The 22,480-nt window shown below is 76.9% G+C and carries 23 protein-coding genes; 18 read left to right on the forward strand and 5 right to left on the reverse strand.

Going from position 1 to position 22,480, the window contains the following annotated elements:
• Window positions 1-73: 73 nt before the first annotated feature.
• Window positions 74-286, reverse strand: a complete 213-nt coding sequence (locus IEY94_RS01415; protein WP_189168159.1) for a cold-shock protein — start codon at window positions 284-286, stop codon at window positions 74-76.
• A gap of 112 nt (window positions 287-398) precedes the next feature.
• On the opposite strand from IEY94_RS01415, the gene IEY94_RS01420 reads away from it, so the two are divergent.
• The 4 genes from IEY94_RS01420 to IEY94_RS01435 all read left to right on the forward strand — a co-directional run bounded on the left by IEY94_RS01420 (window position 399) and on the right by IEY94_RS01435 (window position 4,454).
• The gene (locus IEY94_RS01420) at window positions 399-1,127 is read left to right on the forward strand and encodes a lysophospholipid acyltransferase family protein (protein ID WP_189168160.1); all 729 of its coding nucleotides are present in this window, start codon (window positions 399-401) and stop codon (window positions 1,125-1,127) included.
• Complete coding sequence (locus IEY94_RS01425; RefSeq protein ID WP_189168161.1) at window positions 1,124-2,128, forward strand: NAD(P)H-dependent glycerol-3-phosphate dehydrogenase; 1,005 nt, start codon at window positions 1,124-1,126, stop codon at window positions 2,126-2,128. The genes IEY94_RS01420 and IEY94_RS01425 overlap by 4 nt, the downstream gene beginning before the upstream one ends.
• Entirely contained in the window at window positions 2,125-3,234 is a 1,110-nt protein-coding gene (locus IEY94_RS01430; RefSeq protein ID WP_189168162.1) for a cystathionine gamma-lyase, read from the forward strand. The genes IEY94_RS01425 and IEY94_RS01430 overlap by 4 nt, the downstream gene beginning before the upstream one ends.
• Window positions 3,235-3,329: 95 nt before the next feature.
• Window positions 3,330-4,454 carry a D-alanine--D-alanine ligase family protein gene (locus IEY94_RS01435; protein ID WP_306341579.1) on the forward strand — a complete coding sequence of 375 codons (1,125 nt, stop codon included), beginning with the start codon at window positions 3,330-3,332 and terminating at the stop codon, window positions 4,452-4,454.
• 32 nt (window positions 4,455-4,486) lie between these two features.
• Here the strand turns inward: IEY94_RS01435 and IEY94_RS01440 are convergent, their stop codons facing one another.
• Window positions 4,487-5,074, reverse strand: a complete 588-nt coding sequence (locus tag IEY94_RS01440; protein WP_189168164.1) for a DUF3515 family protein — start codon at window positions 5,072-5,074, stop codon at window positions 4,487-4,489.
• Window positions 5,075-5,308, reverse strand: coding sequence for an Lrp/AsnC family transcriptional regulator (locus IEY94_RS01445; RefSeq protein ID WP_189168165.1), 234 nt, complete (start codon window positions 5,306-5,308; stop codon window positions 5,075-5,077).
• Window positions 5,309-5,426: 118 nt separating this feature from the next.
• Between IEY94_RS01445 and IEY94_RS01450 the strand changes: the two genes are divergently transcribed.
• Window positions 5,427-6,389 carry a thiamine-phosphate kinase gene (locus IEY94_RS01450; RefSeq protein WP_189168764.1) on the forward strand — a complete coding sequence of 321 codons (963 nt, stop codon included), beginning with the start codon at window positions 5,427-5,429 and terminating at the stop codon, window positions 6,387-6,389.
• Window positions 6,386-6,844, forward strand: coding sequence for a GNAT family N-acetyltransferase (locus IEY94_RS01455; protein ID WP_229783227.1), 459 nt, complete (start codon window positions 6,386-6,388; stop codon window positions 6,842-6,844). The genes IEY94_RS01450 and IEY94_RS01455 overlap by 4 nt, the downstream gene beginning before the upstream one ends.
• 83 nt (window positions 6,845-6,927) lie before the next feature.
• On the opposite strand, the gene rpmB is transcribed toward IEY94_RS01455, so the two are convergent.
• A complete protein-coding gene (rpmB, locus tag IEY94_RS01460; RefSeq protein WP_189168166.1) occupies window positions 6,928-7,119 on the reverse strand; it encodes a 50S ribosomal protein L28 in 192 nt (63 codons plus the stop codon).
• A gap of 287 nt (window positions 7,120-7,406) precedes the next feature.
• Here rpmB and IEY94_RS01465 point away from each other — a divergent pair, with 287 nt between their 5' ends.
• The 11 genes from IEY94_RS01465 to IEY94_RS01515 all read left to right on the forward strand — a co-directional run bounded on the left by IEY94_RS01465 (window position 7,407) and on the right by IEY94_RS01515 (window position 19,709).
• Window positions 7,407-7,901: a hypothetical protein gene (locus IEY94_RS01465; protein ID WP_189168167.1), complete on the forward strand. Its 495-nt coding sequence runs from the start codon at window positions 7,407-7,409 to the stop codon at window positions 7,899-7,901.
• Window positions 7,902-8,020: 119 nt separating this feature from the next.
• Window positions 8,021-10,204 carry an ATP-dependent DNA helicase RecG gene (gene recG / locus IEY94_RS01470; RefSeq protein ID WP_189168168.1) on the forward strand — a complete coding sequence of 728 codons (2,184 nt, stop codon included), beginning with the start codon at window positions 8,021-8,023 and terminating at the stop codon, window positions 10,202-10,204.
• Window positions 10,205-10,327: 123 nt separating this feature from the next.
• On the forward strand, window positions 10,328-10,888 hold the full coding sequence (gene rsmD / locus IEY94_RS01475) for a 16S rRNA (guanine(966)-N(2))-methyltransferase RsmD (RefSeq protein WP_189168169.1): 561 nt from the start codon (window positions 10,328-10,330) through the stop codon (window positions 10,886-10,888).
• The gene (gene coaD, locus IEY94_RS01480; RefSeq protein WP_189168170.1) at window positions 10,885-11,388 is read left to right on the forward strand and encodes a pantetheine-phosphate adenylyltransferase; all 504 of its coding nucleotides are present in this window, start codon (window positions 10,885-10,887) and stop codon (window positions 11,386-11,388) included. The genes rsmD and coaD overlap by 4 nt, the downstream gene beginning before the upstream one ends.
• A 193-nt stretch (window positions 11,389-11,581) precedes the next feature.
• Window positions 11,582-12,079 (forward strand): aldehyde dehydrogenase family protein, encoded by a 498-nt coding sequence (locus IEY94_RS01485; RefSeq protein ID WP_189168171.1) that lies wholly within the window; start codon window positions 11,582-11,584, stop codon window positions 12,077-12,079.
• A 154-nt stretch (window positions 12,080-12,233) separates the two neighbouring features.
• Complete coding sequence (locus IEY94_RS01490; protein ID WP_189168172.1) at window positions 12,234-12,797, forward strand: YceD family protein; 564 nt, start codon at window positions 12,234-12,236, stop codon at window positions 12,795-12,797.
• A gap of 5 nt (window positions 12,798-12,802) precedes the next feature.
• Complete coding sequence (gene rpmF, locus IEY94_RS01495; protein WP_189168173.1) at window positions 12,803-12,976, forward strand: 50S ribosomal protein L32; 174 nt, start codon at window positions 12,803-12,805, stop codon at window positions 12,974-12,976.
• A gap of 145 nt (window positions 12,977-13,121) precedes the next feature.
• Complete coding sequence (locus tag IEY94_RS01500) at window positions 13,122-14,051, forward strand: phosphate acyltransferase PlsX (protein ID WP_189168766.1); 930 nt, start codon at window positions 13,122-13,124, stop codon at window positions 14,049-14,051.
• Entirely contained in the window at window positions 14,048-14,821 is a 774-nt protein-coding gene (gene rnc, locus IEY94_RS01505; RefSeq protein ID WP_189168174.1) for a ribonuclease III, read from the forward strand. The genes IEY94_RS01500 and rnc overlap by 4 nt, the downstream gene beginning before the upstream one ends.
• A gap of 3 nt (window positions 14,822-14,824) precedes the next feature.
• Window positions 14,825-15,673 (forward strand): bifunctional DNA-formamidopyrimidine glycosylase/DNA-(apurinic or apyrimidinic site) lyase, encoded by an 849-nt coding sequence (gene mutM, locus IEY94_RS01510; RefSeq protein WP_189168175.1) that lies wholly within the window; start codon window positions 14,825-14,827, stop codon window positions 15,671-15,673.
• A 181-nt stretch (window positions 15,674-15,854) separates the two neighbouring features.
• On the forward strand, window positions 15,855-19,709 hold the full coding sequence (locus IEY94_RS01515; RefSeq protein ID WP_189168176.1) for a DUF3990 domain-containing protein: 3,855 nt from the start codon (window positions 15,855-15,857) through the stop codon (window positions 19,707-19,709).
• A gap of 10 nt (window positions 19,710-19,719) precedes the next feature.
• On the opposite strand, the gene IEY94_RS01520 is transcribed toward IEY94_RS01515, so the two are convergent.
• Entirely contained in the window at window positions 19,720-20,151 is a 432-nt protein-coding gene (locus IEY94_RS01520) for a hypothetical protein (protein ID WP_189168177.1), read from the reverse strand.
• Between the two features lie 131 nt (window positions 20,152-20,282).
• Between IEY94_RS01520 and IEY94_RS01525 the strand changes: the two genes are divergently transcribed.
• Window positions 20,283-22,448 (forward strand): FG-GAP-like repeat-containing protein, encoded by a 2,166-nt coding sequence (locus tag IEY94_RS01525; protein WP_189168178.1) that lies wholly within the window; start codon window positions 20,283-20,285, stop codon window positions 22,446-22,448.
• The last annotated feature ends 32 nt before the right edge of the window (window positions 22,449-22,480 follow it).

Consider the following 22,480-nt stretch of genomic DNA (forward strand, 5'->3'; position numbering starts at 1 on the left):
CGGTCGGGGCGGGCCGGCGGGGGTCGCATTCACCGCCACATCATCACCCGACCGAGGTGAACACTGGCTGAACTCAGGGAGTCCCGCCGGTGTCCAGCGTCGGCAGGGTCACCCGCCAGATGGCCCCCGCCGCGTCGCGGTCGAGGCGGATCCGCTGGCCGGGGCGCAGCAGCCGGAGTCCGGAGGCGGCGAACGCGGCATCGGTGATCGCCACTGCCCGTCCGTCGTCCCGCAGGGCGACACCCGTCCGGGTGGCCGGATCGAAGGACGCCACGGTCGCCTGCATGCCCCCGACGCTACGCCGCGCCAGGGCAAGGTCGGCTACCGCCCCCGCCCCCGCGGCGGGCATGATGACCTGTCGGGGCGGGGCGTACCCCGGGGTCGAGGAGGGGGGCGGCGTGGCACGGCGCGAACTGGGCTTCTGGCGGCGGTTCTCCGTGTGCCTGGCCCAGCCGGCGCTCGCGGTGTTCACCGCCGGTGAGTGGCGCGGCATCGAGCACATCCCGCCCGTCGGCGGCGCCATCGTCGTCGCCAACCACATCTCCCACGCCGACCCGCTGGTCTCCGGCTGGTTCATCCACGTGGCCGGGCGGTGGCCGCAGTTCCTCGGCAAGGCCAGCCTGTTCCGGCTGCCGCTGATCGGCCCGCTGCTGCACCTGGTCGACCAGATCCCGGTCGAGCGCGGCACCGTCGACGCCGCCCGCTCGCTGGACCGCCTCGTCGCCGCCGTCGGCGCCGGCGGCATCGTGGTCATCTACCCCGAGGGCACCACCACCCGCGAGCCGAACCTGTGGCCGATGGCCGGCAAGACCGGCGCCGCCCGGCTGGCGCTCGCCACCGGCGCCCCGGTCATCCCGGTGGCCATGTGGGGGCCGCAGCAGATCTTCGACCCGCGCACCGGCGCGCTGCGCCTGCGCCCGCGCACCCCGGTCACCGTGGCCGCGGGTCCGCCGATCGACCTGAGCCAGTTCCGGGACACCGACCCGACCAGGGAGACGTTGGCCGAGATGACAGACGTGATCATGTTGACGCTGCGGGACATGCTCGCCGACATCCGCGGCGGCACCCCGCCGCCGCTGTACCGGGGGCGGGCCGGCGAGCGCGGGGCGCTCGGGGACGCCGCGTGACCGCCCGGCCGCGCGCGGCCGTCCTCGGGGCGGGCTCCTGGGGCACGACGGTGGCGAAGATCCTCGCCGACGCGGGCACGCCGGTGACGGTGTGGGCCCGCCGGCCGGACGTCGCCCGGGCCATCCGGGAGCAGCGGCGCAACCCCGACTACCACTCCGGCACCCGGCTGCCCGACCTGGTCGACGCCACCGCCGACCCGGCCGCGGCGCTGGCCGGCGCCGGGCTGGTGTTCCTCGCCGTACCGTCGCAGACGCTGCGGGCGAACCTGGCCGGCTGGGTCGGCCACCTCGACCCCGACGCCACGCTGGTGTCGCTGATGAAGGGCATCGAGCTGGGTACCGGCAAGCGGATGACCGAGGTCGTCGGCGAGATCGCCGGGGTGTCCGCGGACCGGGTCGCCGTCCTGTCCGGCCCGAACCTGGCCCCGGAGATCATGGCCGAGGAGCCCACCGCGACGGTCGTCGCGTGCGCCGACGACGCCCGCTGCACGGCCGTGCAGGAGGCGGTGACGACGCCGTACTTCCGGGCGTACACCAACGACGACGTCGTCGGGGTCGAGCTGGGCGGGGCGGTGAAGAACGTGATCGCCCTGGCGTACGGCGTGGCCTGCGCCATGCGGCTCGGCGACAACCTGCGGGCCACGCTGATCACCCGCGGCCTGGCCGAGACCGCCCGGCTCGGGGTGGCGCTCGGCGCCGACCCGCTCACCTTCGCCGGGCTGGCCGGGCTCGGCGACCTCGTCGGCACCTGCTCCTCGCCGCTGTCCCGGAACCGGACCTTCGGCGAGCACCTCGGCCGCGGCGGCTCGCTGGAGGAGGCCCAGCGGGCCACCAAGCAGACCGCCGAGGGCGTCAAGAGCTGCCTGGCCATCCGGGACCTGGCCCGGGCGCACGGCGTGGAGATGCCCATCACCGAACAGGTCGAGCTGGTCTGCCACGAGGGCGTGGACCCGCGCGAGGCGCTGACCGTCCTGATGAGCCGCAAGCCGAGGCCCGAGTGACCGCCGGGGACGGCACCCGCTGCGTGCGGGCCGGCCTGCCGCCGGCCGCGCCGGGCGCGCCGCTGCTGCCGGGGCCGGTGTTCGCCGCGCCGTACCACCTGGACCCGGACGGGCCCGGCGACCACCCGGACACCTACGCCCGGACCGACAACCCCACCCGGCGCGGCTTCGAGGCCGCCGTGGGGGAGTTGGAGGGCGGGACCGCCGTCGCGTACGCCAGCGGCCTGGCCGCGATCACCGGCGCGCTGCTCGCGGTCCTGCGCTCCGGCGACACGGTGGTGCTGCCGGCGGACGGGTACTTCAGCGTGCCGCAGTTCGGCGCCGAGACGCTGGCCCCGTTCGGCGTCACCGTCCGCACCGCGCCGACCGCCGGACCGGTCCCCGACCTCGCCGGGGTGAAGCTGGTGCTCGTCGAGGCGCCGGCCAACCCGCGACTCGACGTCCCCGACCTGCCGGCGATCGTCGCCGCCGCCCGGGCCAGCGGGACGCTGGTCGCCGTCGACAACACCGCCGCCACCCCGCTCGGGCTGCGCCCGCTGGACCACGGCGCCGACCTGGTGCTCGCGTCCGGGACCAAGGCGCTGTCCGGGCACTCCGACCTGCTCATCGGGTACGCCGCCACCCGCGACCCGGCGCTGGCCGCGCTGCTGCGGGCCCGGCGGGAGCACTCGGGCGCGGTACCGGGGCCGTTCGACTGCTGGCTGGCCCACCGCTCGCTGGCCACGCTGGACCTGCGGCTGGCCCGGCAGACGGCGAACGCCGCCGCGGTCGCCGCGCTGCTCGCCGCCCGCCCCGAGGTGACCGGCGTGCGCTGGCCGGGGCGCCCCGGCGACCCGGCGCACGAGCGGGCGGCGGCGCTGCTGCGCCGGATGCCCGGCATCGTCGCCGCCGAGCTGCCGGACGCCGCGCACGTGACCCGGCTGCTGCGGCACAGCGCGCTGGCGGTGTCGGCGACGTCGTTCGGCGGGCTGCACACCAGCGTGGACCGGCGGCGGGTGTGGGGCGAGGCGGTGCCGGAGGGCTTCGTCCGGATCTCCTGCGGGGTCGAGGACACCGCGGACCTGGTCGCCGACCTCGCGGCCGCCCTGGACGCCGCCCGCGGCTGAACCCCGCCGCGCGCTCGGCGGCCACCCGGCCGGCCGCGGCGGCGCCGGGCGCGGACCGGCGAACCGGGATGGAGCGGGCGCAGTACGGTAGCGGGGTGACCGAGCCCAGAATCCGCGTCGCCGTCGTCTTCGGCGGCCGCAGCACCGAGCACGCGATCTCCTGCGTCAGCGCCGGCAACATCCTGGGCGCGCTCGACCCCGGCGAGTTCGAGGTGCTGCCGGTCGGCATCGCCCGGGACGGCCGCTGGGTGCTGGCCGGCGACGCGGCGGCGCTCGGCATCGTGGGCCGCGAGCTGCCGGAGATCACCGCGGGCTCCGGCCCGGCGGTGGTGCTGCCGGCCGACCCGAGCCGGGCGGGGGTGCTCGCCGTACCGGAGTCCGGCGACGTCGCCGTCGTCCCCGCCGCGCGCGGGGTGGCCACCCTCGGCGCGGTGGACGTGGTGTTCCCGGTGCTGCACGGCGCGTACGGCGAGGACGGCACCATCCAGGGCCTGCTCGAACTGGCCGGCCTGCCGTACGTCGGGTCCGGGGTGTTCGCCTCGGCCGCGGCGATGGACAAGGAGTTCACCAAGAAGCTCGCCGAGCGCGCCGGCATCCCGGTCGGCCCGTACGCGATCCTGCGCCCCGGCGCCGGCACCCTCGAACCCGCCGAGCGGGAGCGGCTGGGCCTGCCGGTGTTCGTCAAGCCCTGCCGGGCCGGCTCCTCGCACGGGATCAGCCGGGTCGCCGACTGGGCCGACCTGGACGCCGCCCTGGCCACCGCCCGCGCCGTCGACCCCAAGGTGATCGTCGAGGCGGCGGTCGTCGGCCGGGAGATCGAGTGCGGCGTACTGGAGGGCGAGGCGGGCGGGCCGCCGGAGGCGTCCCCGCTGGCCGAGGTGCGGGTGGTGACCGGGCACGAGTTCTACGACTTCGAGGCCAAGTACCTGGACGACTCCTGCGAGTACGACGTCCCGGCCCGGCTCGACGCGGCCACCACCGCCCGCGTGCAGGAGCTGGCCCGGGCGACGTTCACCGCGCTGGACTGCGCCGGCCTGGCCCGGGTGGACTTCTTCGTCACCGACGCCGGGGACGTGCTGCTCAACGAGATCAACACGATGCCGGGGTTCACCACGACGTCGATGTTCCCGCGGATGTGGGCGGCGGCCGGGCTGGAATACCCGAAGCTGATCGCCCGCCTGCTGCACACGGCCCTGTCCCGCGGCACCGGCCTGCGCTGACCCGCGCCGCCGGCCCTGCGCCCGCGGGGCGGTCAGGTGGGGGACGGGGCAGGGAGCGGGTCGCAGCCCGGCGGCGGGGCCGGGTGGCGGGGGATCGCGCCGACCACCGGCGCCGAGAAGTCGATCACGCGCTGGGCCGCGCCGTCCACCGGCGGCGGCACCGCCAGCGTGACCGGCACCGCGCGGTCCACCGTGGTCCACACGCTGCCCGTACCGCCGGCCCGGCCGTACCAGCACACGCCGTCCAGCCGCAGGAGCTGCGCGGTCGGCGGGACGGTGGCCGCCGGGCCGCCGCAGGCCAGCGTCAACGGCGGCTCGCCGTACGCGGCGTTCTGCTCCCGGCCGGCGGCGACCGCGCGGCGCGGCAGGTCCCGGGCCACGGCGGGCAGCGCGGCCAGCAGCTCCCGGCAGCGCGCGGCGGCGGCCCCGGCCAGTCGCGGCGCCGGCATCGGCACGGCCGTCGACGGGACCGGTCGCGGGGCGGCGCCCGCCGCCGGCGGGTCCGGCTCGGCCGGGGCGGGGCGCAGGAGGAGGTAGCCGCCCACGCCGGCGAGCAGGGCGAACGGCAGCGCGACGGCGGTCGCCAGGCGGGCGGCGCCGCGGCGGAGCGGATCGGACACCTAGAGGTTCACCACCGGGCAGGTCGTGGTTCGGGTGATGCCGGCGATGGCCCGGACCCGGCCGACGACCTGCCGGCCCAGCGTGTCCAGGTCCTCGGCCGCGCCGAGCACCACGATGTCATACGGTCCGGTGACCGTATCCACCCGGACCACGCCGGGAACGTCGGAGATCGCCGCCGCCACGTCACGTGTCGTGCCGACCTCGATCTGGACGAGGATGTATGCCTGGACCACGACGGGACTCCCCACGCGCGAGCCGCCGGAAGCGGATGTGCTGGTGAGCGTACCCGCCGCCGGGTGCGGCGGGGCCCGGTGCGTACCGTGATCCGGGATGAGTGACGAGGGAGAGCCGATGAGCGTGGCGCACGCCGGCGAGTTCGGCCTGATCGCCCGGGTGACCGCCCGGTTGGGGACCGGGCCGGCCTGCCTGGTCGGCCCCGGCGACGACGCGGCTGTGGTCGCCGCGCCGGACGGGCGGGTGGTCGCCACCACCGACATGCTGGTCGAGGGGCGGCACTTCCGCCGGGACTGGTGCTCCGCGGAGGACGTCGGCCACCGGGCGGCCGGCGCGAACCTCGCCGACGTCGCCGCGATGGGCGCCCGCCCGACCGCCCTGCTGGTCGCCCTGTGCGCCCCGCCCGGGCTGGACGTGCGCTGGGCCGAGGAGCTGGCCGACGGCCTGGCCGCCGAGGCGGCCCTGGTCGGGGCGGCCGTGGTCGGCGGGGACACCACCGCCGGCCCGGTGCTGACGATCGCCGTCACCGCGCTCGGCGACCCGGCCGGGCGGGCGCCGGTGCTGCGCTCCGGCGCCCGGGTCGGCGACACCGTCGCCCTCGCCGGCCGGATCGGCTACGCCGCCGCCGGGTACACCGTGCTGTCCCGCGGGTTCCGGACGCCGAAGCTGCTGGTGGACGCGTACCGCCGCCCGGTGATCGAGTACGCCGCCGCGACCGCGGCCGCCGAGCAGGGCGCCACCTCGATGATCGACATCTCGGACGGGCTGATCGCCGACCTCGGCCACGTCGCCGCCGCCAGCGGCGTGGGCATGGACGTGCGCCGGGACGCGTTCGCCGTCTCGGTGCAGATGCGCGACGCCGCCGCGGCCCTCGGCGTCGACCCGCACACCTGGATGCTGGGCGGCGGCGACGACCACGCCTTCGCGGCCACGTTCCCGCCGGACCGGCGGCTGCCGGAGGGCTGGCGGGCCATCGGCACGGTCAACGACACCGGCGCGGTGACCGTGGACGGGCGCACGTACGTCGATGGCCCGGCCGGTTGGGATCACTTCCGGGCGGGCTCTACGCTGGGGCCGTGAGCGACCTGATCATCGCGGTGCGGCCGTACCTGCACGCGGACTCCCGGTTCCTGATCGAGGCGACCATGGCCGACCTGCGCGTCCGGTACGACGGCGACGGCGACTCCACCCCGGTCGACCCGGCCGAGTTCGAGGCGCCGCGCGGGGCGTTCCTGGTCGGCTACCTCGACGACACCCCGGTGGCCTCGGCCGGCTGGCGCAGCCACGGCGACGACGCGGAGCTGAAGCGCATGTACACCGCCGAGGCGGTCCGCGGGCGCGGCTTCGCCCGGCGCATCCTGGCCGCGGTCGAGGACTCGGCCCGGGCCGCCGGCCGGCGGCGGCTGATCCTGGAGACCGGGCTGCGCCAGCCGGAGGCGATCGCGCTGTACGAGTCGGCCGGGTACGCGCCCATCGACGGCTTCGGCTTCTACCGGGACTCGGACCTGTCCCGCAGCTTCGGCCGGGTGCTGTAACCCCGCCCGGCCCGGCCCCGCCCCGGGTACGGAAAAGCCGCCGTCCCCCATCGGGGCGGCGGCTTTCTCGACGGGTGCGCCGGTCAGGCGCGGACGACCTTGCCCGCCTTGATGCAGGAGGTGCAGACCCTCAGCTTCTTGGTCGTGCCGCCACCGGCGGGGGTACGGACCGGCTGGATGTTCGGGTTCCAGCGGCGGTTGGTCTTCTTCTTCGACCACGGCACATTGTGGCCGAAGCCCGGCCCCTTGCCGCAGACGTCGCACACGCTAGCCACGGGAATCTCCTGAAGTCTTCGGTCTTTGCTCAGTCTTCGCTGGTGCGGGAGGGCGCGCCGCGACGCGGCGGTTCCCGGGTCGCCAGCCGGTGCGCGGACACACTGCTGCGGCAACCGGATCAGGCTACCTGACGCGCCACCCACCGGGCGAACCGGCCCGCCCCGCCGCGGGACCGGCCCCCGTCGGACCACCGCCGCCGACCGCCGCGACCTCCCGAACCGCCCGGACGGCGCGGTACCGCCCGGGACTATCGTCGGGGGTCGATTCCCGACGATAGGACATGTCGATGACGCGTACCCCGCACCGCGCGGCCGGCGCCGCCGCGGCCCTCTGCGCCCTGGCGCTCGCCGGCGCCTGCACCGGGCCGGCCGAGCCGCCGACGTTCACCCCGCCGGCCGGCGGCGGGCCGGCCGCGCAGCCCGGCGGTCGCGGGGGCGCACTCGACCCGCAGGAGATCCTGGACGACGCCCTGGGCGGGGCGAAGCCGCTCGCCTCGGGCTCCGGCGGGCTCGGCTCGTCCTTCGGGCAGGAGCTGGCCGACCCGGTCGACCGGGGCTCGGTCAGCTTCCTGTTCGCCTGCACCGGCGACGCCCGGGTGACGCTGTGGGTCAGCGTGGACGCGGGCGGGGCGGCGCGGACCGACGACCGGCCGTACACGTGCGCGGACACCGCGCTGCTGATCAGCGTGCCGGTGGAGCGGGCGGGCAGCAAGCTCGCGTTCACCGGCAGCACCCCGGCCGCCGGCCGCTACGCGTACGCCTTCGTGGGCCGCGCCTCCTAGCCGGTCGCCCGCGGGCGACCGGCGGCGCGGCTAGGCTTCCCCTGCGTGGCCGCGCGGGTCGTCGGTCGCGTGCCGCCGGGCCCCGGCCCGCCCGCCGACCAGCCGGTGATGGGAGCCGCGTGACCGAACCGACCACGCTCGACACCCCGCTCGACGGGGTCGTCGGCAAGACCGCGAAGGCCCTCGCCGAGCACCTCGACCTGCACACCGTCGGCGACCTGCTGCGGCACTACCCGCGCCGGTACGACGAGCGCGGCGCCCCCACCGACATGGCCGCGCTGACCGTCGGCGAGCAGGTCACCGTCCTGGCCCGGGTGCGCGGCGCGTCGGTCCGGCCGATGCGCGCCCGCCGCGGCAACCTGCTGGAGGTCACCCTCACCGACGACGCCGGGGGCGTGCTGACCTGTACGTTCTTCCAGCAGGCGTGGCGGCAGAAGGACCTGCGGCCGGGCGTGCAGGGCCTGTTCGCCGGCAAGGTCACCGAGTACCGCGGCAAGCGCCAGCTCAACGGCCCCGACTACGTCCTGCTGGACGCCGACGCCGAGGGGGCCGACGAGCTGGCCGACTTCGCCGGGGCGCTGATCCCGGTGTACCCGGCCGCGGCGTCCGTACCGACCTGGACGATCGCCCGCTGCGTGCGCGAGGCGCTCACCCGGCTCGACGACGTGCCCGACCCGGTGCCCACCGACCTGCGGGCCGACCGCGGGCTGGTCGGCCTGCTGTCCGCGCTGCGCGGCATCCACCAGCCGGACTCGTGGGAGGAGCTGGGCCGGGCCAAGCGGCGGCTGAAGTGGGACGAGGCGTTCGCCGTCCAGGTGACGCTCGTCCAGCGCAAGCTGCGCGCCGCCGACTGGCCGGCGAAGCCCCGGCCGGCGGCGGACGCCGGGCTGCTGGCAGCGTTCGACGCCGGGCTGCCGTACGCGCTCACCGACGGGCAGCGGCGGATCGGCGAGCAGGTCGCCGCCGAGCTGGCCGGCGCCCACCCGATGCACCGGCTGCTCCAGGGCGAGGTCGGCTCCGGCAAGACGCTCGTCGCGCTGCGGGCGATGCTCCAGGTCGTCGACGCCGGCGGCCAGGCCGCCCTGCTCGCCCCGACCGAGGTGCTCGCCGCGCAGCACCTGCGCAGCATCGCCGAGCTGCTCGGCCCGCTCGGCCGGGCCGGCGAGCTGGACGGCGACCCGCGCGGCACCCGGATCGCCCTGGTCACCGGCTCGCTGTCCGCCGCCGCCCGGCGCGCGGCGCTCGCCGGGGTCGCCGCGGGCGAGGCGGGCCTGGTGGTGGGGACGCACGCGCTGCTGTACGAGGGGGTCGACTTCGCCGACCTCGGCCTGGTGGTGGTCGACGAGCAGCACCGGTTCGGGGTGGAGCAGCGGGACGCGCTGCGGGCCAAGGCCGACCAGCCGCCGCACGTGCTGGTGATGACCGCGACGCCGATCCCGCGGACGGTCGCCATGACCGTGTACGGCGACCTGGAGGTCTCCGCGCTCACCGAGCTGCCGGGCGGGCGCTCGCCGATCGCCTCGCACGTGGTCCCGGCGGCGGAGAAGCCGGCGTACCTGGACCGGGCCTGGCGCCGGCTCGCCGAGGAGGTGGCCGCGGGCCACCAGGCGTACGTGGTCTGCCCGCGGATCGGCGCCGACGGCGGCGCCGACGACCCGGACGTCGACGTGGCGCCGGAGGACGGGCGGCGGCCCCCGCTGGCGGTCACCGAGGTGGCGCCGCTGCTCGCCGAGGGGCCGCTGCACGGCCTGCGCATCGGCGTCCTGCACGGCAAGCTCGCCGCGGACGCCAAGGACGGCGTCATGCGCGACTTCGCCGCCGGCGCGCTGGACGTGCTGGTGGCGACGACCGTCGTCGAGGTCGGCGTGAACGTCCCCAACGCCACCGTCATGGTGGTGCTCGACGCCGACCGGTTCGGCGTCTCCCAGCTCCACCAGCTCCGCGGCCGGGTCGGCCGGGGCAGCGCGCCGGGCCTGTGCCTGCTGGTCACCGAGGCCGAGCCCGGCACCCCCGCGCGGGACCGGCTGGACGCCGTCGCCGGCACCCTGGACGGCTTCCGCCTGGCCGAGCTGGACCTGGAGCAGCGGCGCGAGGGCGACATCCTGGGCGCGGCGCAGTCCGGCCGCCGCTCGCAGTTGCGGCTGCTGTCGCTGCTGCGCGACGAGAAGCTGATCGGCGAGGCCCGGCTGGCGGCGATCGACCTGCTGACGGGGGACCCGGAGCTGACCGCGTACCCCGAGCTGGCGGCGGCGGTCGCGGCCCTGGTGTCGGAGGACCGCGCGGAGTACCTGGAGAAGGGCTGACCGGACGACCCGGCCGGCCGCCGGTCCGCGCGGCGCGGGCCCGCATCGACCGGGCCGGGCGGTGACGCGGCGCACGTCGGGGCGGGCGGCGGGCGGGCCGCGCGCGGGCGTAGCGTCGCCGGTGTGACGAGGATTGTGGCGGGCCGGTACGGCGGCCGGCGGCTGCGCACCCCCGCCGGCGACCGCACCCGGCCGACCAGCGACCGGGTGCGCGAGGCGCTGTTCAGCACGCTGGAGTCGCTCGCCGGCCTCGCCGACGCCCGGGTGCTCGACCTGTACGCCGGCTCGGGCGCCGTCGGCCTGGAGGCGCTGTCGCGGGGCGCGGCGCACGTCCGGCTCGTCGAGGCCGACGCCGGGGTGCTGCGGGTGCTGCGGGCCAACGTGGCCACCCTGGACGCCGCCGCCGACGTCCTGGTGACGGCCGGGAGGGTGGCGACCGTGCTCGCCGGCCCGGCGCCGGAGCCGTACGACGTCGTGTTCGCCGACCCCCCGTACGCCGTGCCCGGGCCCGAGGTGGACGCCGCGCTAGCGGCGCTGGCGGCCGGCGGCTGGCTCGCCCCGGACGCGGTGCTGGCGGTCGAGCGGTCCACCCGCGCCGCCGGGCCGGCGTGGCCGCCCGGCGTCACCCCGCACGCCGCGCGGCGGTACGGCGAGACGACCATTTGGTACGGTCGCGGATCATGAGACGTGCGGTCTGTCCCGGCTCGTTCGACCCGGTCACCAACGGCCATCTCGACATCGTCGCGCGGGCGTCCCGCCTCTTCGACGAGGTCGTCGTCGCGGTGATGATCAATCCGGCGAAGTCCGGGCTGTTCGGCATCGAGGAGCGGATCGAGCTGCTCCGGCTGGTCATCGCCGACCTGCCCAACGTCCGGGTGGAGACGTTCCGGGGGCTGCTGGTCGATTTCTGCAAGGCGCACGACGCACCGGTCGTCGTGAAGGGCTTGCGCGCGGTCAGCGACTTCGACTACGAGTTGCAGATGGCCCAGATGAACATCGGGCTGGCCGGGGTCGAGACGCTGTTCATGCCGACCAACCCGCTCTACTCGTTCCTGTCCTCCAGCCTCGTCAAGGACGTGGCGAAGTGGGGCGGGGACGTGTCGGCCCACGTACCGGAGATCGTCGCCCGCCGGCTGCGGGAGCGATTCGTGCCGCCGGTGCCGCCGGCCGACCCGGCGGGCTGACCGCGCGACGCGCCGCCGCACGCTGGGCGGACGCGCCGGGCCGCCGCTGCCGCGCCGGCTCGGCGGGGAAGTTGCGCGACGCGCGGCGATGATCGGCGGCAGTTGTCCCGATCGGCAGCATTATGGGTATGTGCGGGATGCGCTGGACACCGACCGCGACGGTCGACACACGGATGACGGGAGTGATGCGCCGATGGATCCACTCGACCGCATCGACGAGATCATTGCCATGATCGAACAGGCCAGATCGGCGCCCATGTCGCGCAGCAACTGCGTGGTCGAGCGGGCCGAGGCGATCGGCATGCTGGAGGAGCTGCGCGCCGAGCTGCCGGCCGACCTGCGCCGGGCGGCGGCGCTGCTGGAGGAGCGGGACAAGATCGTCGAGGCCGGCAAGCGGGAGGCCGACCGGATCATCGCCGAGGGCGAGGGCGAGCACGCCCGGCTGGTCTCGACCAACGAGATCACGGTGTCCGCCGAGCACGAGGCCGCCCGGCTGGTCAGCGAGGCCCGGGCCGAGGCCCAGCGGCTGCGCGACGAGGTGGACGACTACGTGGACACCGCCCTGGCCAACTTCGAGCAGTTCCTCACCCGCTCGCTGGCCTCGATCGAGCGCGGCCGGGACAAGATGCACGCCCTGCGCGAGATCGGCACGTTCGCGCAGGAGGAGGAGCAGCGGCCGCTCACGATCTGATCGGGCTCGATTCGACTGGACTCGGCGGGCTCGGGTAACCTAACGAGTCGGCCTTTCGGTCACCCGAGCACCAACGCAACAACACCGACCGCCTCAACCACCACCCCGACCAGCCGCCGCGCCGGTGGGTGGTCGCCCGCGACGAACGTGAGTCATGCCCAGACAATCGCCCAAACACCCCGATGCCAGGTCGCCGCTGGTCCTCGACACGCAGGACCTGCCCCGGCGGCCCGGCGCGCTGCGTACGCTGAGCCGGGTCGCGCCGTCGCCGGCCGACCTCGGCGTGGAGCTGATCGGCGTCCCCGAGGGGGCCGAACTGAGCCTGGACCTGCGGCTCGAATCGGTCTCCGAGGGCGTGCTGGTCAGCGGCCGGGCCACCGGCCCGCTGGTGGGGGAGTGCGGGCGCTGCCTGCGCGAGATTCGCGACGAGCTGGCGGTGACGGTCCAGGAGCTGTTCGCGTACGAGGACAGCGTCACGGATGAGACGACCGACGAGGACGAGATCGGCCGGGTCCGCAACGACCTGATCGATCTGGAGCCGGTGCTGCGGGACGCGGTGGTGCTCACACTGCCGACGAACCCGCTGTGCCGCCCGGACTGCCGGGGCCTGTGCCCCGAGTGCGGGGCGCTCTGGGATGATCTCCCGGCTGACCACAGCCACCAGCAGGCCGACCCGCGGTGGGCCGCCCTGCGCACCATGACCAGGACTGAGGAGTAAGAGCCGTGGCCGTCCCGAAGCGGAAGATGTCGCGCAGCAACACCCGGTCGCGCCGGGCGAACTGGAAGGCCGCGCCGATCACGACGGTGGCCTGCCAGCAGTGCAAGTCGGCGAAGCTGCCGCACGCCGCCTGCGGCGTCTGCGGCACCTACAACAACCGTCAGGTCCTCGACGTCTGACCCGATTCGCGGCCGGCGCGGCGGGGCGGACCGCCCCGCCGCCCGGCTGAGGACCCCAAGGAGCCCAGTGGCCCGTCCGACCACCGGTCGGTCGGCGCACCGGCAGAGCCCGGACGCCCCGGCGCAGCCCACTGCCCCGGACGCCGTGCGGATCGCCGTCGACCTCCTCGGCGGGGACAGCGCCCCCGACGTGGTGGTGGACGGCGCTCTGCGCGCCTGCGCCGCCGACCCGACCCTCCAGTTGCTGCTCGTCGGCCCGGTCGAGGTCGCCGAGCGGGTCCGCGCGGCCGCGCCGCCGGGCGACCGGCCCCGGCTCACCGCCCGGCCCGCCCGCCGGGCCGTCGGCATGGCCGAGCCCGCCGCCCGCGGCGGCCGGGCCGACACCACCATCCGCGCGGCCGTCGCCGCCGTCGCCGCGGGCGCGGCCGACGCCGTCGTCTCCGCCGGCGCCAGCGGCGCCAGCGTCACCGCCGCGGCGCTCGGCCTCGGCCGGCTGCCCGGCATCCGCCGGCCCGCGCTGGCCGCCATCCTGCCCGCGGTCGCCGGCCCCGTCGTCCTGCTCGACGTGGGGGGCTCGCTGGACGCCAGCCCGGCCACCCTGCTGCGCCACGCCGACCTCGGCGCCGCGTACGCCGGGCTCGTGCACGGCCTGGCCGCGCCCCGGGTCGGCCTGCTCTCGATCGGCGTCGAGCCGGGCAAGGGCGACCGCTCCCGCCGGCTCGCCGACCCCGCGCTGGCCGCCGCCGACCTGCCCGCCGGCGCCCGGTACGTCGGGCTGGTCGAGGGCGGCGAGGTCTGCGCCGGCAGCCGGGCCGACGTGGTCGTCACCGACGGCTTCACCGGCAACGTGCTGCTCAAGGGCATCGAGGGCGCGTACGCCATGGCCGGCGCGGCCAGCACCGCGCCGCGCGCCGGCGCGCTGCTCGGCATCGGCGGTACGGCCGTCGTCTGCCACGGCGCCGCCACCGGCGCCGACCTCGCCTCGGGTATCGCCCTCGCCGCGACCCTGCACCGCCGGCGGGTGGCCCCGGCCCTCGCCACCCTCGTCACCGACCGGCTGGAGGCCACTCGATGACCGACCGCACGGACCGCCGCCGCCCGTCCGCGGCCCACCTGGAGGCCGCGCTCGGCGTCACCCTGGACCCGGACCTGCTCCGGCGGGCGCTCACCCACCGCTCGTTCGCGTACGAGAACGGCGGCCTGCCGACCAACGAGCGGCTGGAGTTCCTCGGCGACTCGGTGCTCGGCGTCGTGGTGACCACCGCGCTGTTCCACAACCACCCGGAGCTGCCCGAGGGGCAGCTCGCCAAGCTGCGGGCCAGCGTGGTCAACATGCGCGCGCTCGCCGACGTGGCCCGCGGGATGGGCCCGGAGGGCCTCGGCCCGTACCTGCTGCTCGGCAAGGGCGAGGAGGCCACCGGCGGCCGGGACAAGGCCAGCATCCTGGCCGACACGCTGGAGGCGCTGCTCGGCGCGGTGTACCTCCAATACGGCATGGAGACCGCCGCCCGGGTCGTGCACGGCCTGTTCGACGACCTGATGGCCGAGTCCGCCGGCCGCGGCGCCGCGCTGGACTGGAAGACCTCGCTCCAGGAGCTGACCGCGTCGCTGAGCATCGGCGTGCCCGAGTACCGGATCGACGAGGAGGGCCCGGACCACGCCAAGACGTTCACCGCCGCCGCGGTCGTCGCCGGCCGCCGGTACGCCGGGGCCAGCGGCCGCAGCAAGAAGGAGGCCGAGCAGCGGGCCGCCGAGGCGGCCTGGCGGGAGCTGTCCGGCCCGGACGAGGAGGGCGTGCTCACCGCCGACGCCCCCGGCGCCCCGCTCGTCGCCCCCGCGGAGTAGCCGGTGCCCGAGCTGCCCGAGGTCGAGACCGTCCGGCGCGGCCTGCGCGAGTGGGCGCTCGGCCGGCGCATCGCGGCCGTCGAGGTGCTGCACCCGCGCGCGGTCCGCCGGCACGCCGCCGGCCCCGGCGACTTCGCCGCCGCGCTGGCCGGGCGCGAGTTCACCGACGTACGCCGCCGCGGCAAGTACCTGTGGCTGCCGCTGGACTCCGGCGACGCGATGGTGGGCCACCTGGGCATGTCCGGCCAGTTCCGGGTGCACGACGACGGCGAGCCGGACGGGCCGCACCTGCGCGTCCGGTTCCGCTTCGCGACCGGACCGGAGCTGCGCTTCGTGGACCAGCGCACGTTCGGCGGACTGGCCGTCTCCCGCGGCGGCGCCGAGCTGCCGGCGGAGATCGCGCACATCGCGGCCGACCCGTTCGAGCCCGGCTTCGACCCCGACCGGTGCGTCGCGGCGCTGCGGGGCAAGCGGACCGGGGTCAAGCGCGCCCTGCTGGACCAGACGGTGATCTCCGGCGTCGGCAACATCTACGCCGACGAGGCGCTGTGGCGGGCCGGCCTGCACGGCACCCGCCCGGCCGACGGCCTGACCGGCCCGGCCGCCCGCCGCCTGCTCGACCACGTGGTCGACGTGCTGGGCGAGGCGATCGGGGTGGGCGGCACGAGCTTCGACGCGCTGTACGTCAACGTGAACGGGGAGAGCGGGTACTTCGACCGGTCGCTGCACGTGTACGGCCGGGAGGGGCTGCCGTGCGACCGGTGCGGGGCGGCGATCCGGCGGGAGGCGTTCATGAACCGCTCGTCGTTCTCCTGCCCCCGCTGCCAGCCCCGCCCGCGTTCGTCGGCCTGACCCACCGGCATCCGCCCACTCCGATATCGACTGTCCGCAATCCGACAGTGGGCCGACTGTCCTCCATCGACGGTTGCCCCTAGGTTCGAGGCGAACTGCCGCGCGACCGCGACCGGTCGGCGCGGGTCGTCCCGGAGTCGGTGTCGCGCCGTGCCTCCGCGTCGCGAACGGGGGCCTCATCGTGCCGGGACACCTACGCCGGGCGGCCGTCGCCGTGCTCGCGGCCGCCCTCCTCGGGCCCGCGGTGTCGGTGGTCGCCGAAGCGGCGCCGCCGCCCCCGCCGGCACCGGCCGCGCCCGCCGCGCCGCCGGACCGGCTCCCGCAGTTCCGGGTCCGTGCGGCGCCGAGCGCGGACCTGGATCCCGCGGTCTACCAGATCCTGGTGATGCACATCGAGGCCGACCCGGATCCCGAGGTGCGCGAGGCGGCGCAGGCAGCGCTGGACGCCGCGCGCGACGGGCACCCCGAGGCGGTCGACGAGTTCCTCCGCCCCGGTACCGGCGGGTACGCCCGCGCCCGGAAGGCCGCCGACGCCCGCCGCGCCCGCGAGGACCGGGGCAACGTCGAGGCCATCGAGAAGCTGCGCGGGACCGGCGGCGAGATCTTCAACGCCGAGGTCGTCCGGGTGCTCGAACCGGCGGCCACCCCGGCCGACCGCCGGGCCTTCCGGGCGTACGGCGCCGACATCGCCCGCGGCCGGGACGACCGGGTGCTCGCCGACCGCCGGGCCCGGCAGGCCGTGCTCCGGTCGCGGGCCCGGGTGCTGGCCGGCCTGGACCGGACCGAGAACCCGCACGTCGTGGCCGCCGCGCAGGCCGCGCTCGACGGCGACGACGCGGCCCTGGAGCGCTTCTTCGCCGCCGGATTCGCCGACGCGGCCGAGCGGGACGACCTGGCCCGGGCCGAGCTGCTCGCCGCCCGCGAGGCCGAGCTGCGGGCCATCGAGCAGGCGAGCCAGGCCGCGCAGCGCGCGGCCCGGGCGAACCGCGCCCGGGCGGACCTGGTCCGGGCGCACGGCGAGGGGGTCCACGCGCTGCGGCAGGGCGCGAACGCGATGACCGTGGCCGCGGCCACGGCCCGGCGGGCGGCCCGGATCCTGGCGGCGAAGGGCACCCTCGCGGAGCTGGAGGCCGCCCGGGCGTCGGTCGGGGACCGGGTCACGGCCGCACGGGGCTTCGCCACCGACGCCGAGCGCGCGGCGGTCGGCGCCGAGGCGGCCGCCGCCGTGCTCGTCGAGGTGGAGCTGCCGTACGGCAGGGACTGGGCCGAGATGGCGAAGGGCCTGCACCGCGCCGCGGTCGCCGCCGCCAACGCGACGCTGACGGCGCAGCACGCCATCGACGCCACGATCGCCACCCACCGGGCGCTCGGCCACGCCGGCGAGGCCGAGGCGCGCGAGCGGGAGGCCGAGCGCTGGCGCAAGCAGGCCATCGAGCACGCCGACGCCGCGGACAAGCTGGCAGCCACGGCGCGGCGGGAGGCCGACGCGGCGGCCGCCGCGGCCGAGCGGGCCACCGAGCAGCGGGCCGCGGCCGAGCGGGAGCGGGACGCGGCGTGGCGGCACGCGGAGAACACGCGGGCCAGGCGGGACGAGGCCCGCGACCGCGCCGAGGAGGCCGCCGAGTGGCGCAGCCGGGCCGACGCGGCCCGGCGGGACGCGGACCGGTCGCACGCCGAGGCGAAGCGGCACGCCGACAGCGCCGCCCGGCTGCGGGCCGGGGCGCAGCACGACGCCGACCTGGCGCGCGGCGCGCGGGAGCGGGCCGAGGCGCAGGAGGCGGCCGCCCGGGCCGGCCGGGCGAGGGCGCACACCGCCATGGGGCACGCCGAACGGCTGCGGGACGACGCCCGTACGGCGGCGCAGGAGCGGGACCTCAAGCGGACGCAGGCGGCGGCGATGGAGAGCCGGGCCCGCGCGCTCTCGGCGGACCAGGGCCGCGACGAGGCGCTGGCGGCGGCCGCCGCGGCCCGCCGGGAGGCGGACGCCGCCGACTCCGCGGCCGCGGACGCGACGCGCAAGGCGAGCGGCGCGTCCGACGAGGCCGCGGCCGCGCGGTCGGCCGCGATCGAGACCGACCGGGCGGCGGCCCGGGCCCGCCACGCGGCGGACCGGGCCATGGCGGCCGCCGCGGCCGCGAACGAGGCGGCGAACGCCGCCGAGGCGGAGGCGGCGAAGGCGGAGGCGGCGGCCCGCCGGGCGGACGCCCACGCGCAGGAGGCGACCCGGCAGCAGGTGGTGGCGGCCGAGCACGCCCGCAGCGCCGAGGTCGCCGCCCAGCGCGCGGCGGTCGAGGCGGTCAAGGCCCTGTGGGCGGCCGACCGGGTGCAGGCCGAGGCCGCCGCCGCCGGGAACGAGGCCGCGTCGGCCGCCGCGCAGGCCGATTCCGCGCTGCGGTCCGCCCTGGCCGCCCGCCAGTCCGCCATGGCGGCGATCGTTCCCGCGGACAGCGCGGTGGAGCTGCTCGCGCCGTTCGTCGGCCAGGATCTCGACGTCGACTTCGCGGTGGAGGTGGCCAAGCTCGCGCAGCAGATCTCGCTGGACCAGGCCGACGCGGCCGACCAGCGGGCCAAGGAGGCCGCGGACGCCGCTCGGGCGGCGCAGCAGGCGGCCGACAGCGCCGCCGGCAAGATTAAGGAAGCCTATGCGGCCGCCGCCCGGGCGGCCCGCTCCTCGGCGGCGGCCGCCGCCGAGAGCGCCCGGGCCAAGCGAGCGGCGGCGATCGCCGCCGAGCAGGGCCGCCGGGCGCGGGCGGCGGCGGCCAGCGCCGCCGACGCGGACCGGGCCGCGCGGGCGGCCGCGGCGGAGGCGCGCCGGTACGCGAACCAGGCCGCGGACGACGCCCGGATCGCGGGCCTGAGCGCGGCCCGCGCGAAGCAGTTGGCCGAGGACGCGGACCGGCTGGCGACCCGCGCGCAGGCCGACGCCGAGGCCGCCGGTGCCGCCGCGGAGCGCGCCCGGCGCGACGCCGAGCGGGCCGGGACGGCGGCCCGGAACGCGGAGCAGGCGGCGCGGGACGCGGTCGAGTTCGCCAAGCAGGCGAACCAGCAGGCGGCGGACGCCGAGCAGGAGGCCAAGGACCTGGAGGACGCGATCCGGGCGGCCGACGACCGCGACCTCACGGGCGCCTTCGCGTTCACGCCGGCGCAGCTCGCCGACGCGCGCGACTACCTGTCCGACGCGCAGCTCGCGACGTTCGAGCCGCTGATCGAGGCGGCCGGCGGCGATCCGGTGGCGTTCGTCCGGCAGTACGGCCCGGAGCTGCTGGAGGACCTGCTCAACGTCGACACCATCCGGAACTGCTTCTCGGGGCAGTTGCTGAGCTGCCTGCTCGCCGCCGCCGACTTCCTCGGGCCGGTCAAGGCGTTCCGGGTGGCGCGGATCCTGTACAAGCTGACCAAGTCGATCAAGGGCTTCTGGGACGGGATCAAGCGCGCGCGGAAGATCATCAACAAGACGTGGGGAAAGATCGACAAGTGCAAGCGCGGTCTCATCAAGGACCTCGCCGGCGAAGTGATCGACATCCGCGCCGCCGGGGCCGCCAAGAAGAAGTGCCGGACACCGGACGCCGATAGCTGCGCGGACGACGACCGCCGCGCGCCCGGCCCGGGCAAGTGCGTCGACCTCTACCACGGCACCAACCGCGCCGCGGCGGACAGCATCCTGGTCAACGGCATCGACCTCACCAGGGGGCGGGCGACCGTCGACTTCTGCCGGGGCTTCTACGTCACCCGGTTCCGGGACCAGGCGGCGAAGTGGCAGGCCGGCGTCATCGTCCACTTCCGGGTCCCCGCGGCCCGGCTGAACGCGCTGTCCAGCACGCGGTACGCCGCGGGCCAGGAGTTGACCGACCTGGTCCGGCACTGCCGCCGGGGCAACCCGGACAGGACCGGCAAGGACTACCTGGAGGGTCCGATGCTGCTGAGCCGGGTCAGCGACTTCCTGGCCGACCGCGGTACGCCGGCGTGGGGCGGGAACCAACTGGCCTTCCTCACCGAGCGGGGCCGCGACGTGCTGGAGGACGGCCTGGTGGGCTGACCCGGGCCGGCTACGCGGCGCCGCCGAACCGCCGGGCCGGGTCGTCGTCCGGCGGCGCCGGTGCCGTCCGGGCGAACCGGGTGCCCCACTCGATGTCGGTATCCAGGTCGAGCTGGTACACCCGCTCCGGCCAGCCGGGCGGGACGGTGAAACCGGTCCGGTAGCCGGTGGCGAGGTCCGTCGCCGTGCGGTCGTGCGTGTGGACGGACGTCATCTCGTCCGGCGAGTCCGCCCATGCGCCGCCGATCACCTCGCTGACGCGCAGGCGCAGGTGACCGGGGGCGGGCACGGTCCAGCCGAACCGGGTGACGGCGATGCCGCCGCCGGCGTTGGCCCACGCCGCGTAGCCCGTCCCGGCCGGCCGGAAGCACAGGGTGCCGGACTCCATCACCCCGTAGTCGTACGGCTCGGTGCTCCACCTGCCCACAAGGTCGTCGTCCATCCGGGCATCGTCGCAGATCCGCCGCCGCTGTCGGGGAGCCGACACAGCGGCTGCCCCGGACGGCGGGCCCCGCTACCGTGCTGCACGGGTGTATCCATCGATCGCGACGACGTCGTACGCCGGGAGGGCACATGGGAGCCACGTTCGGCCGAGCCGGGGCGCGCTGGACGGCCGCCGCCCTCGCACTGGCCCTGGTGACCGGGTTCGCCGGCTCGCCCGCGCCCGCGGCGGCGGCCCCGGCGGTCGCCGACGATCCGGACGATGTGGAGAACCCCAGCGACCCCGCCGAGCCCCCGCCGCCGCGGGAGGCCAGCCTGGAGGAGAAGGAGCGGGCCGGGACGGTCGTGGGCATCCCGGCCGGCTCGTACGACCTGTACGGGCTGAACGACTACCTGTACACGTACGAACTCTGGCGGCGGGCCGCGCCCGCGACCGAGGTGCAGGCGGCGGCCGAGCTGTCGATCAACCAGTACGACGCCGCCGCGCAGCGGTGCGACGCCTGCACGGTGTACGTCCGGACGCGCGTCCACGAGGCCAAGCAGCGCGACGTGGCGAACGACCTCCGCGACGCCGCCGAGGCCCGCGAGGCCCGGAACCGGCGGCAGCAGGTCGCCGGCCTGGTGCAGTACACCTTCCCCCGCCCCGAGGCGGTGGGCGACGGCGACCGGACCTTCATCTTCAACGTGTGGGAGCACCTGCGGGCGAAGCAGCCGTGGGCGGCCCGGACGATCGCCGCGGCGGCGGCCGCGGTGCCCGCCACCCCGGCGGAGCGCGTCGACTTCCTGACCGGCGTCGGCCGGCTGTACACCGCCGACACCGACGACCGGCTCGCCGACCAGGCCGCGGGCGACGCCGCGAAGCTCGCCGAGCTGCGCCGCCGCGAGGCCAGGTTCCGGGCGGCGAACCACATCGGCGGCTTCCCGCGCGACGACGAGTCGTGGTACCTGGTGAGCGACGTCGACTTCCTCACGAAGCTGCGGGACCGCATCGCCGGCAACGCCATGTACACCCTGACCTACCACGCGCTGGCCATCGCGATCTACGACGGCGCCGAGGCGGAGTGGCGGGAGTTCATCGAGACCGGCCTGGCGGCCGCGGCGCTGCGGGACCGGCAGCGGCGGGAGGCGGAGAACCTGGCCGCGTACCGGAAGGCCGTCACCGACATCCGCGACCCGGCGGTGCGCGACGGCTGGAAGAACCGGGCCGTGGCCGCCGACCGGGCGCTGGCCGCGTCGGCCGCCACCGGCCGGGTCGGCCCGCTGATCGAGTTCCTGCTCGGGTACGAGAAGCTCCCGCCGGACGGCAGCGACCTGGCGGCGTTCTACGGCCACGTGCTGCGCCCGGGCACGATGTGGGTGTTCGGCCACCTCGGGCGCAAGCAGGGCACCGTGCGGAAGGTCTGGACCGCCGCCGGCCCGCAGTGGCCGGTCGACCGGGCCGCGGCGGTCACGGGCGAGCTGGGCGGCGACGCGGCGGTGCGCGACCTGGCCGTCCTGTTGCGCGTCGGCGACTTCCACTACCGGGTCGAGCGCTTTCTCGACGTCGACTCCGGCAGGTCCCGGGCCGAGGTGGTGTGGGAGGTGAAACCCACCGCGGCGAAGGCGGGCCACACGCTCCGGCAGCCGGTCGCCGCCGACGTGACCGGGGACGGCCGCACGGACCTGGTGCTGCACGGCACCGACCCGGCCGGCCGGCCCCAGCGCATCACGCTGGCCGCGCGCGCCGACGGCGGCTACACCCCGACCAGCGCGCCGGTGGCCGCCGCGCTGGTCGACGGTCGGACCGCGGCCGGCGACGTGGACCGGGACGGGCGGGCCGACCTGCTCACCGTCGTCCCGGACAAGAAGGGCGCCCGGGTCTGGCTCAGCCGCGGCGGGCCGACCGGTCCGGGCGAACCGGTCCTGCGCTGGACCGGCGCCGGCCTGAACGCCGCCGACTGGAGCGAGCCGATGGTCGGCGACCTGGACGCCGACGGCCGCCCGGAGCTGGCGATGCTGCACCGGGAGGCCAAGGGCGCCACCCTGTGGGCGCACACCGACCTGGCGACCGGCACGGTCGGCCACGCCAAGCGCTGGACCTCGCCCGCCGACTGGACGTACGCCGGTCTCGTCCCCGCGGCCACCGACGTCAACGGCGACGGCCGGACGGACGTCGTGCTGCTCCAGCAGAACGGCGACACGGCCGCGCGGCTGTGGACGGTCCGGTCGACGGGCGCCGCCTTCGAGGCCGCGCGCCCGGTCTGGGCCTCGGCCAAGGACGCGGCCTGGCGGGTGGCCAACACGCGGGTGGCCCGCTGACGGACCGGGGCCGCCGGCTGCGCCCCGCACCC

This window comes from Pilimelia anulata, from assembly GCF_014647895.1.
Lineage (GTDB): Bacteria > Actinomycetota > Actinomycetes > Mycobacteriales > Micromonosporaceae > Pilimelia > Pilimelia anulata.

Bases quoted from the DNA above. Each gene is read 5' to 3' on its own strand.
- IEY94_RS01415 (WP_189168159.1), bottom strand. From the start codon at position 286: ATGCAGGCGACCGTGGCGTCCTTCGATCCGGCCACCCGGACGGGTGTC.
- IEY94_RS01450 (WP_189168764.1), top strand. From the start codon at position 5,427: ATGAGCGTGGCGCACGCCGGCGAGTTCGGCCTGATCGCCCGGGTGACC.
- IEY94_RS01465 (WP_189168167.1), top strand. From the start codon at position 7,407: ATGACGCGTACCCCGCACCGCGCGGCCGGCGCCGCCGCGGCCCTCTGC.
- coaD (WP_189168170.1), top strand. From the start codon at position 10,885: ATGAGACGTGCGGTCTGTCCCGGCTCGTTCGACCCGGTCACCAACGGC.
- IEY94_RS01485 (WP_189168171.1), top strand. From the start codon at position 11,582: ATGGATCCACTCGACCGCATCGACGAGATCATTGCCATGATCGAACAG.
- IEY94_RS01490 (WP_189168172.1), top strand. From the start codon at position 12,234: ATGCCCAGACAATCGCCCAAACACCCCGATGCCAGGTCGCCGCTGGTC.
- rnc (WP_189168174.1), top strand. From the start codon at position 14,048: ATGACCGACCGCACGGACCGCCGCCGCCCGTCCGCGGCCCACCTGGAG.
- IEY94_RS01520 (WP_189168177.1), bottom strand. From the start codon at position 20,151: ATGGACGACGACCTTGTGGGCAGGTGGAGCACCGAGCCGTACGACTAC.
- IEY94_RS01525 (WP_189168178.1), top strand. From the start codon at position 20,283: ATGGGAGCCACGTTCGGCCGAGCCGGGGCGCGCTGGACGGCCGCCGCC.